Origin of the sequence: Rufibacter sp. LB8 (assembly GCF_014876185.1) — a bacterium.
Classification (GTDB): domain Bacteria; phylum Bacteroidota; class Bacteroidia; order Cytophagales; family Hymenobacteraceae; genus Nibribacter.
In genome coordinates this window covers 2,485,715-2,505,799 of record NZ_JADALJ010000001.1, presented here as the reverse complement: position 1 = coordinate 2,505,799, position 20,085 = coordinate 2,485,715, and the positions used below count along the sequence as shown (strand labels likewise).

7 protein-coding genes are annotated in these 20,085 nt (G+C 54.5%); 4 read left to right on the top strand and 3 right to left on the bottom strand.

What is annotated here, in order from left to right; translation table 11 throughout:
- Window positions 1–59: 59 nt before the first annotated feature.
- Window positions 60–605 carry a YfiT family bacillithiol transferase gene (locus IMY23_RS10565; protein ID WP_192822050.1) on the bottom strand — a complete coding sequence of 182 codons (546 nt, stop codon included), beginning with the start codon at window positions 603–605 and terminating at the stop codon, window positions 60–62.
- 367 nt (window positions 606–972) lie between these two features.
- Between IMY23_RS10565 and mutM the strand changes: the two genes are divergently transcribed.
- The 3 genes from mutM (at window position 973) to IMY23_RS10550 (ending at window position 10,618) form a co-directional block, all read left to right on the top strand.
- Window positions 973–1,788 (top strand): DNA-formamidopyrimidine glycosylase, encoded by an 816-nt coding sequence (gene mutM, locus IMY23_RS10560; protein ID WP_192822049.1) that lies wholly within the window; start codon window positions 973–975, stop codon window positions 1,786–1,788.
- 454 nt (window positions 1,789–2,242) lie between these two features.
- A complete protein-coding gene (locus tag IMY23_RS10555) occupies window positions 2,243–5,989 on the top strand; it encodes an Ig-like domain-containing protein (protein WP_192822048.1) in 3,747 nt (1,248 codons plus the stop codon).
- A 267-nt stretch (window positions 5,990–6,256) separates the two neighbouring features.
- Window positions 6,257–10,618 (top strand): glycosyl hydrolase, encoded by a 4,362-nt coding sequence (locus tag IMY23_RS10550; RefSeq protein WP_192822047.1) that lies wholly within the window; start codon window positions 6,257–6,259, stop codon window positions 10,616–10,618.
- Window positions 10,619–11,668: 1,050 nt separating this feature from the next.
- On the opposite strand, the gene IMY23_RS10545 is transcribed toward IMY23_RS10550, so the two are convergent.
- Together IMY23_RS10545 and IMY23_RS10540 are read right to left on the bottom strand one after the other, a co-directional pair.
- Window positions 11,669–14,005, bottom strand: coding sequence for a BamA/TamA family outer membrane protein (locus IMY23_RS10545; RefSeq protein ID WP_192822046.1), 2,337 nt, complete (start codon window positions 14,003–14,005; stop codon window positions 11,669–11,671).
- On the bottom strand, window positions 14,005–19,029 hold the full coding sequence (locus IMY23_RS10540) for a translocation/assembly module TamB (protein ID WP_192822045.1): 5,025 nt from the start codon (window positions 19,027–19,029) through the stop codon (window positions 14,005–14,007). Before IMY23_RS10540 ends, IMY23_RS10545 begins: the two co-directional genes overlap by 1 nt.
- Window positions 19,030–19,228: 199 nt before the next feature.
- Here IMY23_RS10540 and IMY23_RS10535 point away from each other — a divergent pair, with 199 nt between their 5' ends.
- Window positions 19,229–20,083, top strand: a complete 855-nt coding sequence (locus IMY23_RS10535) for an ion transporter (RefSeq protein ID WP_192822044.1) — start codon at window positions 19,229–19,231, stop codon at window positions 20,081–20,083.
- Window positions 20,084–20,085: the final 2 nt, after the last annotated feature.

Here is a 20,085-nt window from a genome sequence, read left to right as displayed (position 1 = left end):
GATACCCACGCTGTTTTCGGGCTCATTTCCGAAAATGAGCCCGAAAACAGCGCCAGCCTTTACCAGCCCATGCGTTCCCGCAGGCTGGTGATGTGCGCCAGGTGGTGCTGGCCGTGCCACGCGTACTGCCCGGCGGTCTGGAACAGAAACATCTCGCCGCCCTCTGGGTGCACAAACGTGCGGTGCCACTCATTGAACCCCAGAGACTGCAAGAGCAGCACCCAGCGCTGGTGCAAGGAATCCAGCAACTGCAGAGATACTTCCGGAAGGGCCTCCTTGGAGTCTGCCAGGTGCGCCCAGGCCGCTTCGTCATACGGTTTAATGGTGGGCCGTTCCTCAGTGAGCGCCAGCTTGAACCTGATGTAGGCGTTCATGTGACTGTCGGCTAGATGGTGTACCACTTGTTGCACGGTCCAGCCGCCGGGGCGGTAGGGCGTGTCCAGCTGTTCCTGGGTGAGGCCGGCGGTGGCGTCGCGCAGCAGGCCAGGCAGTTGGGTCAGGGCCGTCAAGGATTCTTTGATAAGCACAGACTGAAACACGGCCGGTAATTTGTAGCGCCCCAGCGGGAAACGCAGTTGCTCAATTGATAGGGTAGGGGTTTCCATATGTTGTTGTCGGTTGTCTGTAAAATCTTAGCTAAAAGTAAATGGGCGGCGGCCTTCGGGTTTCTGGAGGGGGTTTCTGCCAGTTTTTTCTTCGGTCAAAAATGAAAAGTAACACCAAGGATTTTACCTTTCTGGGGCAGCGCCATTGGTCAGGCTAGTGTTACCCAAATCTAGCGAATCTGGTTGTTCTATTTCCGTTTTCGGGCTCTATTTCTCAAATGAAGGTGAAAACACCCAAAGCCAGCGTTAAAATCAAAGGTACAGCCGGCTGGCTTGGAGAGAACGTAACAAATGGCCGGGTTCGTCTGTTTGAAAGGAAGTCGTTTTCGGGCCCGTTTCCGGAAATGAGCCCCAAAACAGAAGCGCCATGCCGGAACTGCCAGAAGTTGAAACCTACCGCCGATTCATTGACCAGACGTGCCTGCATTTGCCCATTTCTGAGGTGGAAGTACAGGACCCCAAACGCCAACTGCAACTGGATTTAGATGATTTCCGGAAGGCTTTAGTGGGCAACCAGTTCACCAGCACGCAGCGCCTGGGCAAGCAGTTGTTTCTGGAAACCCAAAACGGACCCGTGGTGCACCTGCACTTCGGGATGACCGGCGATGTGGCCTTCTACAAAGATGAATCTGAAACTCCCAGATTTGCCCGCGCGGTGTTCCATTTCCAGAACGGCTTCAAGTTCGCGTTCATAGATTCCCGCAAGTTTGGCAGGTTAGGATTGACCCAAAGTGTGGACGTTTTCCGGAAACAGAAAAAACTGGGTCCAGACGCGCTCACCATCACCGCCGCCGCTTTGGCGTCTGGGCTGGGCAAAAAGAGCGCCGCCATTAAAACGCTGCTGCTGGACCAACGCATTGCCCCCGGCATTGGCAACTGGCTCGCCGATGAAGTTTTGTTTCAGGCCAAACTGCACCCAGAGCGCCCCGCCAATTCTCTGCTAGCCCCTGAACTAGAAACGTTGGCCAACGCCATCAGAGACGTGCTGGAAACCGCAGTAGCCGCAGAAGCCATTTACCGCGATTTTCCGGCCCATTACCTGATCCACGCCCGGGAATGGGACACCGCGCCCGCCGCCGCAACTCCAGACGCGCACCTGCATTGCCCGCACTGCCAGCACCTGATTGAGAAAAAATACGTGGGCGGCCGGGCCACCTATTTCTGCAGCCATTGTCAAAAGTAAGGGAGCCAAGGTAACCTTTGGTTGCGTGTGGGTAAGCTTCTATGGGAATGGTGTAATTATTCTGCCAATTTCAGAGTATATGTCTGTGCCTTCGCCTGCCAGGGAGAAGGGAAATCCTCCATGCGGAGAAGAAAGCCGTTTATGAAATCTGCAATAGAGCCAGCTGTTGGGTAAGTGAAATTGATGAAGTCATAATGCAACTTCCTTCTGTTTTTGAAAATGCTAACAACCGCCTTTTAAAGCGCTAGCCTTGGTTTTACCAGATTTGATGTAGTTATGATGTAGTGCCTAAAGTGGAAGTGATGTAGTTATGATGTAAAGGTTTTGTGGTGCGCTTGGATTTATAGTAGGTTATTTATCCATCTGAAACCAGAGCAAAGATCAAGAGGCTTTTCCTGTTCCTGTGATCTGCTTGTGGTTCTTGGTTCCTTCACTTCATTCTAACCTATTTATTATGAAACACTTCTACTCCCCAAGCTCTGTTGGGTTAAAGAAAGACCAGCCAAGGCACAGCACTGCTCTGTTGGTGCGGTACGTGCTCGCGCTATTGGTTTTTGTGCAACTAGGTTTAGCCTCCTCTGCGGTAGCAGAAACGGCCCGCGTTTACCGTGCTGATTATTGCGGAACGGCCACCAATGGTGATTACAGCTATGATGTCACCACCTCGGGCGGTAAGTTGAACTTCACCTTTGTGCCCCTCGCCCCCATTGCTCAGAGCAACATGGCTCTCTTGTACACCAGGCCAGGTACTACCGGCGGATGGGCCGGTCATCCGCAAATGGTAAAAGAAGGCAACGAATTTAAACTCTCTATCAACGCTCCGGCAGACGGCTCTGTCATCTCCTTTTACTTTACCTACAGCGCCGCGCCAGACCCCGGCGAACGTAATTCCAGCGCCACGCCCCATGTGTACACCGTGGGGTCCACTTGCGGGGCTGCTCCGGCCAACACGGCACCCACGGTCTCCATGACCACCTCCGCGGGACCGTTTATCGCACCTGCCACCATTCAACTGCAAGCCAATGCCACAGATGCAGACGGCACCATCACCAAAGTGGAGTTCTTTAACGGCGAAACCTTGTTAGGCATGGATGATACTGCTCCTTATACTTTTGAGTGGACGGGCGTTGCCGCCGGCACGTATTCTTTAAAAGCCAAAGCAACAGACAATGGCACCTTGTCCACTACCTCAGAACCGGTGGCCGTAACGGTAGCAACCTCGGGCGGTACTACGCCAACCTACTGCGGGGTGGCCGCCAACGGTGACTATGCCTATGACATTAACACCGCCGGTGGAAAAGTGAACATTACGTTTGTGCCGCTGGCGCCCATTGCGCAAAGTGATATGGCCTTGTTATACACCCGTCCGGGCACTACGGGCGGTTGGATGGGGCACCCGCGCATGGTAAAAGAAGGAAACGTTTTCAAGCTGTCAGTAGATGCCCCGGCAGACGGTGCTGTCATGTCTTTCTACTTTACCTACAGCGCCGCGCCAGACCCCGGTGAAAGAAACTCCTCAGCTAACCCGCATGTGTACACCGTAGGAAGCACCTGTGGCACGGCGCCTGCCAATGCGGCCCCCTCAGTTACCTTAACTACCTCCGCTGGACCATTTACGGCACCTGCCACCATCACTTTATCGGCTAACGCCATAGACACAGACGGTACCATTGCCAGGGTTGAATTCTACAACGGCGCCACCCTGCTTGGCTCTGATGATTCTGCCCCCTATACCTTTGAATGGACCAACGTGGCCGCGGGCACTTATTCATTGACGGCCAAAGCCATTGACAACGGCGGCTCATCAGGAACCTCTTCGGCAACTTCTATCACCGTGAATGGTACTGGCGGCGGAGAAACACCGGTGGCCTGTGGAACCGCCGTAAACGGTGATTACAGCTATAATGTGACCACCGTAGACGGTAGGCTGAACTTCACGTTTATTCCCTTGGCCCCCATTGCCCAGAGCAACATGGCGCTGTTGTACACTCGCCCCGGCACCACCGGCGGTTGGGCAGGAAATCCGGCTATGCAGAAAGAAGGCAATGTGTTCAAGTTGTCTATCACTGCACCTGCAGACGGGTCTGTGATCTCGTTCTATTTTACGTATAGTGCCGCCCCGGACCCCGGCGAGCGTAACTCCCTGGCTAACCCGCATGTGTACACCGTGGGCTCCACCTGTGGTGCCGCCCCTGCCAATGCCTTGCCTACCGTTACGTTGACCAGCCCAGAAGCCAACGCCACGTTTGCGGCACCGGCTACGGTTTCCCTGGCTGCTATGGCCACAGACACTGACGGTACCATTGCCAAAGTGGAGTTTTTTGAAGGCACTACCTTAATTGGGACAGCCGCCGCCAGTCCGTTCACCGCCACCTGGTCGGCCACAACGGCCGGCACCTACAGCATCACCGCTAAAGCCACCGATAACGCGGGCGGCACCAGCACCTCAGAACCCAGAACCATCACCGTGACGGGCGGTACTCCGCCAACGTATTGCAGTACGGGCAACAGCGGCGACTACGGCTATAATGTCACTACGTCTGGCGGTAAGCTGAACTTCACGTTTGTGCCTTTGGCGCCTATTGCCTTAAGTGATATGGCCTTGTTATACACCCGTCCGGGGACTACGGGCGGCTGGATGGGGCACCCGCGCATGGTGAAAGAAGGCAATGTGTTCAAACTGTCCATTGATGCCCCGGCAGACGGAACGCTGATTTCTTTCTACTTCACGTACAGCGCCGCGCCACAGCCAGGTGAAAAAAATTCCATGGCCACCCCGCATACCTACACGGTGGGCACCACCTGCAGTGCAGTGGAAAATGTAGCGCCAACGGTGACCATGACTGGTCCGGCCGCCACGGCCTCCTTCACGGCGCCCGCCTCAGTTACCTTGACAGCCACTGCTGCTGATACAGACGGTTCTATTGCCAAGGTGGAGTTCTACAACGGTGCCACCTTGCTGGGCGAAGGTACCTTGGCAGACGGTGTGTATTCTTATAAATGGAGCAACGTGATGGGCGGCAGCTACACCATTACCGCCAAAGCCACTGACAATGCCAATGCCGCCACCACTTCTGCCGCCTTGACAGTAACGGTAACCAAGGCCATGCCAACGGTGAGCATGACAGGCCCTGCTACCAACACGTTCACCGCACCGGCCGCCCTTACCTTGACGGCCACTGCCGCAGATGCAGATGGCACCATCTCTAAAGTAGAATTCTTCAACGGAACCACCCTGCTAGGAGCCGGAACAGCCACCAATGGCGTGTACAGCTTTACCTGGAACAATGTCATGGGCGGAACTTATACCATTACCGCCAAAGCAACAGACAATGATGACCAGGTGACTACTTCATCTGCCTTGACGGTAACGGTAACCAAAGCAATGCCAACCGTTACCATGACGGGGCCGACTACTGGCACGTTCACAGCGCCGGCCGCCCTGGCTTTGTCGGCTACTGCCGCAGATGCTGACGGAACCATCTCTAAAGTAGAATTCTTCAACGGAACCACCTTGTTGGGAGCAGGAACCTTGAGCAACGGGGTGTACAGCTACAGCTGGAATAACGTGATGGCCGGTACGTATTCCATCACCGCTAAGGCCACCGACAATGATGACTTAAGCACTACTTCCCAGGCCATGACAGTAACGGTGAACAAAGCCATGCCAACGGCAGCTATCACCAGCCACACCAACGGTGCGCGCGTGAACGGTCCGGGTAACGTGGTCTTGACGGCCACGGCTTCTGACCCAGATGGTACTATTTCTAAAGTGGAATTCTTTAACGGTACTACCTTGCTAGGCCAAGCAATTTTAGCAAACGGCGTGTACAGCTACACCTGGATGAACGTGGCCTTGGGCACCTACTCCATCACCGCCAAAGTAACCGACAATGATGACCAAGCGTTCACCAGCGCTGCCATGTCTATCATTGTTCGTGACCCACTAGGCGTGAAAGAGGTGATTGCTGCGTCAGATGACTTTAAAGTGTATCCTAACCCAGCCGCCGGCGTGGTGAACATTTCATCAGCCATTCTGAAAGGGAGCGCTTACACCATTGTAGACATGCTGGGAAAAACAGTGCTTGTGGGCAACGTGAATGAACAGGAGGTCTCTATAGAGCATCTGCCAGCCGGTATCTACACCATTATTGCGGTGAAGAACGGGGAGCGTGTACAACGGCGCTTTGTAAAGCAATAGCTTAAACTAAGTCAGGGCAGAAGTTCATTGCAGAACTTTTGCCCTGCATCTTACTAAAATACCCAGGAAAAGAGAGGCCTTCCGGGCCTCTCTTTTATATTCTTGTCAGGCTGCTTCCGCAGTGCTGCGCTTTTCCTTTAAATCATTGATTGTATGAATTCTTTCTCCCAATATTTCCGTTTTCGGGCTCAATTCTCAAAACGAAGCCTAAAACGCAATTCCCTTTCAGCCTTAGCGCTGGTCAGTCTTTTTTTATGGCCTGCTCTGGTGTCTGCTCAAATAGTTACTGTGGGCAGCGGAAGCTACACCAAAACCCACCCGGGCGTTGATGCCGCGGGCCGGAACGGCGTTCCACCCGGCACGGCCCAACTCAGCGGCAATGCCGTGGGCAAACCGGTGCCTACCAATGACTGGTGGTCGGCGAAGCTGAACAACAACCACGTCAATAATATCTTCAACTATCCTTTGGGCTTTAGAACACATGCCACTGGCTTGGTGACCAGCTACGTGGTGCCATCGTCCACGCCGCAAGAAAGCCGCGAACCCATGAGCGACGTGATGCCCGTGACTGTGGGGGTGACCGGCCTGAACGCCACCCGCGCCACCATCTCAGATTACTCAGACTGGACCGTGACCATGAACTGGGCCAACGGCACCCACTCCTTTGATGCCACCATTGGCATGGCCATGCCCATCACGTATTACACCAAAGCTGCGTCTGACGAAGCTTCGGTAACCGTAACCTTGGGCACGGTGACTATTGCAAATGAAATGCTCCTGATTCTGAATTCGCAACGCGGCGCCAACTTTGCGGTGTACGCGCCTACGGGCTCCACCTGGACGAAGACTGGCAACACCTACACTTCCTCCCTGAACGGAAAGAACTATTGGTCCATGGCCTTCTTGCCGCCCTCGGCCACCAATGCGCAGGCCGTAGCCAATGAATACAAACGGTTCGCCTACGTGTTCCCCATTGACACCCGCGCGGTGTGGGCGTACAATGAAAGTAGCTCTACCATGAAGACCGATTTCACGGTAACGCCTGTAGTGAAAGAAGGCGTAGAGAACAAAGTATTGCTGGGTTTGCTTCCGCACCAGTGGGATTATCTGGCCTCTTCCTCGGCGCAGCCGGAAGGCTATTCGTACCCATCTGTGCGTGGTGAAATCAAAACCATAGCCGGCAACACCTTTTCCGTGGAGAATAAATTCCATGGCATTCTGCCTACGCTGCCCTATGTGAGCAATTACAGCCAAGGCTTCAGTCCCGCGGCGTTGGCCAGCAAAATTCAGTCAATTGAAAACAACGGCCTGGACGAATGGACCGATTCTTACAACGAAGGTCAGATGATGAACCGCTTAATCCAAACCGCGCGCATTGCTGACCTGATGGGCAACACCGCGGCCCGCGACAAAATGCTCCAGACCATTAAAACCCGCCTGGAAGATTGGCTGAGCGTGGAGAATGGCGAGAAAGCATTCCTGTTCTACTACAGCCCCGCTTGGACAGCTTTGATTGGCTATCCAGCTGGTCACGGGCAAGACAATAACCTGAACGACCACCACTTCCATTGGGGCTATTTCATTCACGCGGCATCATTTGTAGAGCAGTTTCAACCCGGTTGGGCAGCGCAATGGGGCGAAATGGTGAACATGCTGGTGAAAGACTCGGCCAACCCCAACCGCACCGATGAAATGTTCCCATTCCTGAGAAACTTCAACCCGTATTCCGGTCACAGCTGGTCAAATGGGTTTGCGTCGTTCCCCTTCGGGAATGACCAGGAATCTACCTCTGAGAGCATGCAGTTCAACTCGTCGCTGATTCATTGGGGCACCATTACGGGCAATACCCAAATCAGAGATTTAGGCATTTACCTGTACACCACCGAACAGACGGCCATTGAAGAATATTGGTTTGACATCCACAACCGCACCCTCAAACCAGAATACCAGTACAGCCTGGTATCTAGAATCTGGGGCGCGGGCTATGACCGCCAAACCTTCTGGACCAGTGATATTGCCGCCACGTACGGCATTGAGATGTACCCCATCCACGGCGGTTCTTTGTACTTAGGCCACCATTTAGAATACTCGCAGAAACTGTGGGACGAAATCTCCCGCAACACCGGCATTCTTACCAATGAAGCCAACCCCAATCTCTGGCATGACGTGATGTGGGAATACCTGTCGTTCATTGACCCAGCCAAAGCCATTGAACTCTATAACTCCAACCCTAACCGAAGCCTTAAATTCGGGATTTCTGATGCGCAGACGTATTACTGGCTGCACAGCATGAACGCCCTGGGCAAGGTAGATGCCACGGTTACGGCCAATTATCCCATTGCGGCCTCGTTCTTGAAAAACGGACAGAAAACGTATGTGGCGCATAACTATTCCAACGCGCCTATCACGGTTACGTTCTCAGACGGCGGTTCTTTGACCGTGCCGGCGCGTTCCATGGCCACCAGCAAAGATGTAGCGGTGGGCGGCACTATTGCCACCAATTACACCCAAGTGCCCGTGAACGGAAGCGTGGAATTGACCGTGTCTACCACTGGCTCTGGCGTGACCGCCGTGGAGTTCTTTGACTGTGACCGTTCTTTGGGAAGATCCACTACTGCTCCTTTCAAAACGACTGTGGCTAACCTGGCCATTGGTGTGCACCAGTTCTACGCCCGTGTGTATGCCGGAACCAACTTTACGGTTACCAACAGCGTGGCGGTGCAAGTTGGCGGGCAAGTGGCGTATTCCGGCACGCCAGCCGTGATTCCGGGTACCATTGAAGCTGGTTTGTATGACAAGTACGAAGGCGGCTTGGGCCAGGGCATTACCTATAATGACGCCACGGCATATAATGAAGGCAATTTCAGGAAAGATGAACACGTAGACGCCAGCCAGGAAGGAGCCGAAGGCGCCACCGTGGGCTGGATTGACGCCGGCGAATGGATGGAATACACCGTGCAGGTGACCGAGCCGGGCATTTATTCTGTGGCCATCCGCTACGCCTCGGGTGCAGCCAACGGCGGCGGACCTTTCCACCTGCAATTAGACGGACGTAAAGTAGGAGCAGACATCACGGTGGCTTCTACCGGCGACTGGGGCGCCTGGGCAACTAAAAATGTGACTGGGCTGGAACTAACTTCCGGGGAACACGTGCTGCGTGTACAGGTAACGCAAGGCGGTTTCAACTTAGGTAAGATGACCTTCACGCGTACCGCACCTTTGCCATACGGCGTACCGGTGGCCAACGCGGGAGCCAACGTGATTGTGGTGCTTCCGCAGGCAACGGCTACGCTAAATGGCTCAGGCAGCAGCCACCCAGACGGTACGGCGCTTACTTACGCCTGGACGCAGATTTATGGACCTTCTACCGCGGTTTTCTCCAGCAACACAGCTATCAACCCGACTATTTCTGGTTTGGTGGAAGGTGTATACCAACTCAAACTGACCGTAAGCGATGGCATCAATACTGCGCAGGATGAAGTCTTGGTTATTGTCTCAGCAGATGCGAAGATTAAACCCATTGTTTCGCTCACGTCACCCGCGCCAAATACGTCGGTGACCGAAGGAGCCACGGTTTCCATTTCGGCCAGCGCCGAAGACGTGGACGGCACCGTGCAATTGGTGGAATTCTATCTGAACGGGAACAAGATTGATCAGTCTACCGGAGCGCCGTACCAGATGAACTGGACAGCCCGCCTGGGCACACACCAGCTCACCGCCAAAGCCACCGACAATGACGGCGGCACTAGCTTAACCCAAGCCCGTACGCTGACCGTGACCCAAGCGCCCTCCTGCACCGGCGGGCCTGCCAACGGAGATTATACCTATGAATTTTCCCAGGACAGTGACAACCCAACCCTCACGTTCCGTCCCGGCAGAACCGGCGTAGGCAGCCCCACCTTGCTGTTTTACTACTCCACTTCGGCCAACGGCCCGTTCCCGGGCAGAGGCGTGACGGCCAACACGCCGTTCCAAGTCACCGCCAGCCGCGGGCAGACCATTTACTTCTATTTCACCTACAGTACATCCGCCGGTGAGGCGAACACCGCCAATGCCAAGCATTCTTTTGTAATAGGCGGCTGCGGAAGCACTACCACCAACACCGCACCTGTGGCCATGGCTGGACCAGATAGAACCATTCAACTTCCAATGAACAGCCTCACGTTGAATGGTGCCGGCAGCTATGACCCAGACGGAGATGTGTTGACCTATGCCTGGACCAAAGTATCGGGACCGGCCGTGACTATGGGCACTACTTCGCAGTCCACGCTTTCCTTGTCAGACCTGGTAGTTGGCACCTACGCATTTGACCTGACGGTGGCAGACGGACGCGGCGGCACACACACTGCTAGAATGACCTTAACAGTGCAAAGTCCTAATTCTGTGTATGGTGCATTAGACGGAAACTTCCGCTTTTATCCCAACCCGGTGGTAGACTTCCTGCACCTGGAACTGGAGCACGCCAAAGGCGAACTCGTGATCACAGACATAGCCGGAAGCCGGAAGCAGACCGTTTCCATTTCTTCTACTAAACCAGTCCTTGACCTTCGGAACTATGCGGCTGGGGTTTACTTCATCACCATCACGCAAGACAAGAAGACCGTCCGGTTGAAAGTGTTGAAACGGTAGATTTAGGTAATCTTTGAATCGAAGAGCGAGGTAGCCAATTGGTTGTCTCGCTCTTTTTTTGTGCCTGTTTTTGTGCCCTGTTTTGGAAATGAAGCCGAAAACGGAAATAGATGGAGACGAAGTGGTGTAAGTGGTTTGATATTGAGTGGATGTTAGGAATACGTAGGTGACCACCCCCAGCCCCTCCTAGGACAGGAGGGGAGTTTTCTGGAATGCGTAGGATTTGGATTGGACAGCAATGCTATAGAGACAAGGCGGTGCCTGGTCTCTACAAGTACGAACTTGTTTTCACCTCCATTTCCAAAACAGAGCCCAAAAACGTAATTGGCAGAGACACTCGTAGGAGCTACGCACACTACGAGGTCTTTTGAGCAAGCGTTCGTCGGGTCCTCCACCGTAGAGACAAGGCAGTGCCTGGTCTCTACCACCTGCACACGCATTGCCCAGTTTCGCCGCCATTTCAAATCCAGAGCCCGGAAACGCAATTGGCGTAGACCTCACAGGTTTCCAAAACCTGTGAGGTCTTTTGGGCAGGCGGCACTGCTGATGCCCAAAACGCAGACTGCCCATGAACACGCACCTTTTCCAGCCTTTCCTTCGAGCGCCTAAGCAGGTTCCGTCGCCGGCAGGCGGGTGGCGAAGGCACCAGGAAGCTGGTACAGCGCGAGAGGGGAAGGCGGGGCCTCGCGGCCGTGAGCGCTCGGAGTCCGGCTATGGAAAAGGCCGTCTTGTAGAACTTAGGATGCAGCGGCGATTTGGAAGGAAGGCAAAGGGTGTGCACCAAAGCTGGTTGAACCGCAGTCTTTGTCGTTGGTGATAACACCAACAACGGCGAAAGCTGTTTTGTGAAACTCAGGATGCAGCGGTCATTTGGAAGGACGGCAAACTGAATGCACAACTCTGGCAAACGCGAAGAAGGAAGTAGGAATCTTCGTTAGATCCTTCGACAAGCTCAGGATGACTATAAAAAGAAATTTCCGTTTTAGAGCTCATTTCCAGAAATGAGCCCTAAAACGGAAATCAACAATTATCAATCAGCAATCAACAATTCTAGAAAGGATACCCAATCGCCAGGTTCAACACACCTTTCCCGAACAACCCAGTAGTAGGCCGATCACCATTAGGGAAAGTAGGGTCCCGTAACGGATAGGCCAGGTCAAACCTGATCACGAAGAACTGCACGTCTACCCGCACGCCAGCCCCGGCGCCAATGGCCAGTTCGCTCATGAAGTTGCCGGAAAATTTGCCGCCTTTGCGGTCACCTTCGTTCACCAGCCAGATGTTACCGGCATCTACAAACACGGCTCCTTTCAAATAAGGGTCCATGAGCGGGAACCGGAACTCGGCGTTGCCTTCCAGCCTGATGTCGCCGGTCTGGTCAAAGAAAGCGAAACTGTTGGCCACGGACCCATCTACCGTTGTTTGGGAATTTGGGTTGTACACGCCGGGGCCAATGCTGCGGGGCGCAAACGCCCTGATGCTGTTAGGGCCGCCAATGCCGTATTGCTTGATGTAAGGCAGTACCTCGCTGTTACCGTAAGGTAGGCCATAGCCGCCTAACAGGCGCGTGGCCAGCACCAATTTGTCTGTGATGTTGAAATAATAGCGCGTCTCCAGGTCCAGTTTCACGTACTGAGCCAGAGCCTGTCCGCCCAAGGTATTGGGGTCTTTGGGGTCAGCGGGGCGTTTGTTTTTGGCCCTATAAAAAAGGCCCCACAGACCGCCGGCTGCGTCTATTCCTGGGCTTACATAGAGTTGGTGCTTTTTGCCCGGAATGGCCTGCGCGTTGTAGACCATGCGATAATTGCCCCCAATAATCAGCTGTTGCTCAAATGCCCTTTCCAGAAAAGGACGCTGGTCCAGAATCTTCTGAAACGCCGGGGTGGGGTTGAGCAAGCGGCTGTACTGCACGGCCACCGGATTCAGGATGATTTCGGTGGTTGCGCGTTGTTTCCAGCTGTAGCCGTACTCAAAGTTGACCGAGTTCTGCTGAAAATATTCCCGTCGGTCAATAAACCGAAAACCCACCTTAAACCGTGTGCGGGGCTGGTACATACTGTTGGAGATTCTGATGTCAAACGGGGAGATGATACGCGGCACGTGCAACTCGGCATCGGCGCCCATTTCTATGGAAGTAAGGCCAGACGTGGTGGTGTCGCCGCTAAGCTGCGACTCAAACGAGCCCACCAGGTTGATCAGCAATAATTCGGCGCCGCGGAGGGCGTTGCGGTTCCTGAAGCTGACCGTGAGGCCCGGACCGGCGTAGCCATTGGACTTTTGCACCGTCTGTACTTCAGCCCTAAGTGATTTTTTCTTGCTCTGCGTGAGCAGAATGGCGGCGTTCAGGCGACCGTCAAGACCGGCAGAATCCTGGGGGGTGAGCCGAACCTCCGCGAATTTGAATGTTCCCAAATCCATGAGGCGGTTAATGGTCTGCAAATGCCTTTTTCGGCTGTACAAATCATTGTTCTCAATAAAGACCGCGTTCAGAATGGTTTTGGCCTTAAAGGTTTCTTCGTCTGGGTAATATTTGTAGTCTTGGTACACCACGGGCGCCTCAGAATCTCCAATACTGTCGGTGAGGGAGTAATCTGTGTAAATGCTCACCTGTTTGTAGCGGTAGGGGATGAGGGCTTTGGAGGGCGCGTTGTCTTTGAGGCGCACAAACACGTTCACCTTGTTGTTGCGGCTGCTGTCTACGTGAAACACCAGGTAGTCCTCGTCAAAGAAAAAGAAACCCTGCTCTTTCATGAACTCGTCAATGCGAAGGCGTTCATTGATCATGTTCTGCAGGTTGTACGGCTCGCCGGGTTTGAGCAGGCTTAGCGGGGCAGTCTCACGTATGCGCTGCGAGGCGCTGTCTTGCCCCTGCGGGAACTGCACGTTCTCAATGATGTACTGCTTGCCCACCGTGGCGGTGTAGTTGACCATGGCCATCTTGCGCTTGCTGGTGGTGTCTAGCTGGTGCTCCAGGGTGGGCGAAAAATAGCCGTTGTTGTAGAGCCGGTTGGTCATTTGGCCCCGTACGCGCCTCGGGTCAGCTTCGCTTAACAAAACGGGCGGTTCGCCTAAGCGCGTCTTGATCCAGTTCTTGATGCCCTTGGTTTCTTTGTTGCCGCCCATGGCGTTGTAAAGCCATAACTTGGGACGAATACCCAGAAAAGACGTGTTAGGCTGCGGCCTGATGGCGGCGGCCAACTCAGACTCCAGTGGTTTGGTATCGGTTTCTGGGTTAGGCGAATTGACCTTGATGTTGCCGCCAATGTAAAGATAATCCCCGGCCGGAACGCTTTTGGTGCTGCTGCAGCCCGCCGCCGTAAAGAGCACTAGCAACAAGCCCAGCCAATGGGAACGTGTGAAAGAAGAAAGGTTGAGTGCCGATATCATTATTTTGCTTTGCCTGTGTTTTTGAAAAGTTCGGCCAGGCTGTCATAGTCCCGCACGAAAATTAAAGAGAGCCCGGTGCGCTGCAACTGCCCGTCTAAGAAACCTTCATAGGCGTTCTGCCGGAAGGCCCGCAACCGCAACCGCCCGTCTGGCATGATGGAATATTCCACAGAAACGTCACCGGCAAACCCGCTGGCGTTGCCGTTCTGGGTCTGGCCGCTGCCTTCCAGGTTCACGTCTGTACCAAAGCGCACGGTGAGGCGATCATTGAGCAGTTGCCGCTGCATGGCGATGTTCAGGTCAGTGCGGCTCTGGGCCTCGCCGCTGGAGAAGTCATCATAGGAGTTCAAGCCCAGTTCCAAACCCAGCCCGCCCAGGTAATCGCCGGTGAGGTTGTTGAGTTGGTCTGAGAGCACCTTGCTGGCACTTCCGCGCAGCGCACTGTTAATGCCCCCGCCCGCCGAAGACGCCAACGGATCCTGCGCCATGAACCTGCCCAACACCAATAAAGAGAAAACCTGCTTGGTGCGCTCAGATTCCTGGGTGGGTTGGCTCAGTTGCTCCAGACGGGCATCTACTTCGGCCACGCTTCCTTTGCGTTTCTCGTCTACCTCAATGTTGAAGGAAATTTCTGGCTTCATCAATTCGCCCTTCAGCATCAGGTGCACATCAAACGGCATCTTGTTGCGGTACTGGTTGGTTTGGGCCGCGTCCATGCCGCCCACCTGGCTCTGAATCAACTCCAGCGGCGAGGCGTCTACGTTGTAAATGGCGGTAATGTCTGCGTTGCCTTCAAAGGGGTCACCAGTCCAGACCACCGAACTGCCCGGCGCTATCTGGAACTCGCGTTTGACCAGTTCATAGAGGTTCAGGGAATACTGGCCTTCAGTCACGTCAAACCTACCAGTGAGGGTAATGTTCTCGGTCACGTCATACCCCACGTTCATGATGGCATCGCCGTTAATAGTAAGGTTGTCACCGGAGTTCTGGTCTACGATTACCGTGATAGGCGTTTCATTGGTGAGTTCCAGGGTCATGGCCATTTCAATACCGCTCATAGCTTCCTCCACGTCGGTGGTGTCCAGTAATTTCTGGCGGGCCAGGCGGCGGTTGCGGGTGCTGTCTACGTCAATGAACACCACAATACCGTCTTTGTTAGGGGTCACTTCCTCATCGGGCAACACATAGGTGAAGTTGGAATTGGGACCAATCTTCACGTTGGTATTAATGACGGGCACGTTCTGGTCACCGGTTATGCGGGTATCACTATCAACATACACAGTACCGAAGTACAGCGCATTGTCGGCGGCGGTGCTGTTCATGACCAAAAAGTTGTCTGTGACCGCGCGCAGGTCCAGTTTGTAATCCAGGAAGTTGGTGGTGGCAATGTTGCCGTTGATGGTGGCCTTGTTGTTCAGAGAATCCAGCAATACAAAATCATCAAACTGAATGCCCTGGTTAGTCACGCTCAGGCGCTCATCTGGAATTCTATAGGTAGAGTTGAGCATGGCCACGTTGAAGGTAGCGTTGCTGAACTGTAAGTCTCCGGCCATGTTGGGTTGGTCCATGGAACCGCGTATGGCTACTGTTCCCAGTAATCCACCGCTCATGTTCTTCAGCATACCTTGGGTGAAGGGCTGCAAACTGGCCAGGTTCAGTTGGTCAAGGTTTAAGTCAAACGACATGGGTTGGTTGCCGGTGGTGAGGTAATAGCCGCCCAACGTCACGTTGTTACCGTTGCCGGTAAGCCTGGCGGTCATATCATAGCGATCGGGGCCGTTGTTACGCGCCTGTAATGAAAGATCGCCCACGGGGCTGGTTTGGTACCGAAGTCCCGTAAGGGCCATATCGGCGGTAAAGCTCATGTTGCCCGTGAGGTCATTGACCGTGGCCGTGCCGTTAAGCGTACCGGCCACCAGGCTGTCATCTTGTATGACGGCTCTGGTCAGATATCCCAGGTCAAGGTTCTGTAAATTCACATTCAGCGGCGAGGTCTGCGAGTTAGGTTTCTGACTTTGCAGCGTGATGGCCTGCGGACCGTTGGACAAGCGCAGGTTGTTGGCTACTACCGCCCCGTTGGCTGTGTAATACCGCACGAAGTTGCCGGCTGCCACTTCCCATCGGTCCCGGTTAATGATCAGGTCTGGCGTGAAGGCGATTTCAAAGCCGGTGCCAATGTTTTTCATTTGCAGCCCAAGCGCGGTTTCTTCTTCGCCGGCTGCGCTTTGGTTGGCCGCCCTAAGCGCCACCACATTGTCCTGCACGTTGCCGCCCAGTACAATATTGTTCGCCCTGAAAGAGGTGTCTTGTCTGATGGATTCTGCCCGAACGGCGTAGTTCAACTGTTCAGGATTGGAATCAACTTTTAACGTGAGGGAATCTAACCGATAGCCGCTGTAGCGCACGCGCGGCACAATGGCATTTACCTGAAGATTGGCGGTTCGGCTGTCATAAGAACCATACAAGGTGTCTAGCTGAATTCGGCGCAAACCGGGGACAAACGCGGCGAAGATGCGGGGCTTGTGCAGCGCCATACCAAAACTGAACTGCTGCGGTGTGCCAGATGGTTTGTACGGCCCGTTGCCAATGTCATAATAGCGACTGATGTGGTTCATCAGTTCCGGGGCCAGGTTGCCTAAGCCCAGGTTGCCGTCTAAGTTGGCCGTTAGAATATCTGACCGCAAGCGAACCTCTGTCTGGCCGGGGCGCTGCACCAACGCCAGGTTCAGGGAGTCAATGGGCAAGACCTGGTTGTTAGACGTAATAGCTGCATCTCTCGCGACCAAGGTACCGTTCAGGCTGTTGGCATCTGCGCCGCTCATGTTGGCTTCAATTCTGCCGCGCAGGCGCAAGTCTTCTGAGTAAAGTTTCAGGGCCTGGAAATCTATGTGCGCAATGTTAGCCGCGAAGTTGTACGTAGGTTGAGCGCCGCGCAGGTTCACCACGCCGTTCAGTTTAAAGTCCAGGTTGTCGTCTTTGGCGCTGAGGGCTTTGATGTCATAGCGGTTTCGGTTCACGTCCACGTCCAGGTCAATGTTTCGGTAGGCGTAGCCGTTGTATTCCAGGCTCTGCACCTTTCCGTCAATGCTGGCCACCATGTTCTCCGGGGCCAAGCCGGTGCCGTTGATGTTGGCCACCAAAGACGCTTTGCCCAGGGCTGGGTTCTGCAGCAGCTTGCCCAAATCAAACCGAAGGAGGCGTACATCACCTTTAATGCGTTCCTGGCCCGGCGAACGGCCCGGAGTCATGTCAATCTTGGCCACGGCGTTGCCGAAGGAAGTCCGGATGGTGGCATCTACGTCAAAGGCTGTCATGGAACCGCTGAACCTGCCGTCTACCTCAATGGAAGGCGGCAAGGTGATGTTGGCCGGCAGCGTGCCCGCTGGAACCAAAGATTTAATGTCTGCCGCCGTAGTCTTGAACCGGTTGATTTGAATATTTGCCAGCAGGTTCTCCATGTTCGGCAACCCTCTGATGCGCCCGCTCAATGCCAGTTCAGTGTTTCTATAACCACTTACCCGGAAGTTGTTGAGCAGCAAGTTGTCCATGCGGCCGTTGATTTGTCCGTTCAAACGCACAGTCTGCGCCAAATTTCCCGCAATGGGCGGTTGGCTGGCCAAGGCTGGTTGCAGCAAAGCAATGTCTCTAAACCCGATGTAGGTGTTCTGGAAATCGGCGTTCAAGGTGAGTTTGGACAAATCATCCGCGGCGTTTTCCAGAGATGGATAACCTACGCGAATGCGGCGCGCGATGCGGCTGTGGCCGGTTTCCAGCACCAAATCAGAAAGTTCGGTCTGCACGGAGTCAAACAAGATGCCCGCGTTGAACTGCTTGATTTCAAACCCGCTCTGCTCCTGAAACGCCAGTTGGTTTAGTTGCGCGGTGGTGCGGTTGGTGCTAAAATTCAGGTCTTCCAGTTGAATGTTAAGATTACGGGCCAGCAGGTGGTTGAAGTCCATGCCTTTGGCCTGCTTGGGCGCGTCATAGTTATCAAAGGAAGCATCTACGCCGGTCACGTTTAGTTTGTCCAGGGTCACTATCCAATTGACGGGTTCACCGGTGGTTTTCTCCACGGCTTCCTCCAGGGCTTCCACGGCCTCTACGGGGTTCACCACGCGGTATTCGGCGGGCACGTCTGCATTGTGGGCGTAGGCCAGGGTGCTGTTGTGCAGTTCCAGGTTGGCCAGGTCCAGGCGCGTGTTCACCAGGTCAATGTTCTCTGGCGCTACGCGGGCTTTGCCTACGTTAAAGTCAATGTACTGCCGGGAAACGCCGTTTCGGTATTTTACTTTTACGCGGTCCAGGGCCACGTTGCCCAAGCCAAACTGCATAGTGAGCGGCTCTGACTCGGTTTCTGGCGGCACTTTGGTCTGTACCATGTCTACCCAGGTGTCTTTGAGCGCGATGTCGCCTATGCGGTAAATTTCCTTCTCCAGGTCCAGTTCGTCCATGGCCAGGTTGAGGCTGCCCACGCGGGTGCGCACGTTCTGACCGTTGACCTGGTCTTTGTAGGTGAGGTAGATGTTCTTTAAGTCAATGGTGCCAATGTCATAATTGAACCCGGCGGTGGTGTCTGTAACCGTGGTGTCTGCGGGTGTGGTGGCGAAGGCGGCCAGGATGTAGTCAAAGTTGAAGGTGCTGTCGGGCAGGGAGCGCTGTATGTTGAGCGTGGCGTTCTCCAGTTCCAGGGACTTGAGCGCGACTTTGGACTTCAACAGACCCAGAATGTCCAGGTTTACGGCCAGGTGCTCAGAGTACCAAAGCGTGTCACCTTTCTGGTCTTCCAGGTACACGTCGTCCAGGAGAATATCTTTCCTGAAATCGCTCCGGAATTTCCCGATGCGCACCTCGGTGCCGAGCTTGTCCTGAAGGTAGCCTTCGGCTTTGCGCGTGGCAAAATCCTGCACCTTGGGTACCTGCAACGCCAGGAGCAAGCCCACCACCAGCACCAGAATTCCCCCAATCACCCACAGGAGCACTTTTAAGGTGCCCAGGACGTATTTTTTTACAGTATGCGTAGACAAAGTAAATGCTGGTAAAATCTTAAGATGTTCCTTGTACTCCAACCAGATAGCCGTGGTTACATAGCAAAGCGCATATACATATAAGAAAAGCCGTTTTTGGCTCCATTTTCAGAAATGAAGGTAAAAACGGGTAGTTGCCGCAATGCCGACGCAGGTACCCGTTCCAGCCAAAGCGACGTAAAACCAATAAAAACTGTCTATGCCCCCTAAGCTAACGCCTACTGCCGCCAACCAAGACTTGAACCGTGAGCGCCGCCAGCTCCTGCGCCAGGTGCAGCGCGCCATGGAAATGCCCATGATTGTGCTGGGTTTTGCGTGGCTGGTGCTGCTGGTGGTGGAGTTTATCTGGGACCTGGGGCCGGTGCTGGAACTGGTGAACTACTGCATCTGGGGAATCTTTGTGCTGGACTTTCTACTGAGACTGATGCTGGCCCCTGAGAAAATGCCCTTCCTGAAAACCAATTGGCTCACGCTGATTTCACTGGCCGTGCCCGCCTTGCGCGTGTTCCGGCTGGCGCGGTTTGCCCGGGTGTTCCGGACCGTGCGGGCGGCCCGCGGCGTGCGCTTGGTGCGGGTGCTCAGTTCGCTGAACCGCGGCATGAAAAGCCTGGGCGCCACCATGGGACGGCGGGGCTTCGGGTACATGCTGGCTTTGTCCTTAGCAGTTTTGTTTGCCGGCGCGGCTGGCATGTATGCGTTTGAAAAAGAGGTTGACGGCGGTTTGACTACTTACGGCGAGGCGCTCTGGTGGACGGCCATGATCTTGATTTCCATGGGAAGCGAGGCCTGGCCCAAAACCCCCGAGGGCCGGGCGCTTTGCTTTGTGCTGGCCTTGTACGGGTTTGCCGTCTTCGGGTATTTCACGGCCTTGCTGGCCAGCTTTTTCCTGGACCGTGACGCCGCCAGTGCCACCTCTGAAGTGGCCGGTGCCCAACAGATTACCCAATTACAGAACGAAGTGCGCGGCCTTCGAGAAGAGCTCCGCCAGGTATTGGCCATGGTTCCTCGTTCTGACCCTGAGCAGGGTCAGGAGAAAAACTCTGACCTGCGGTGAGG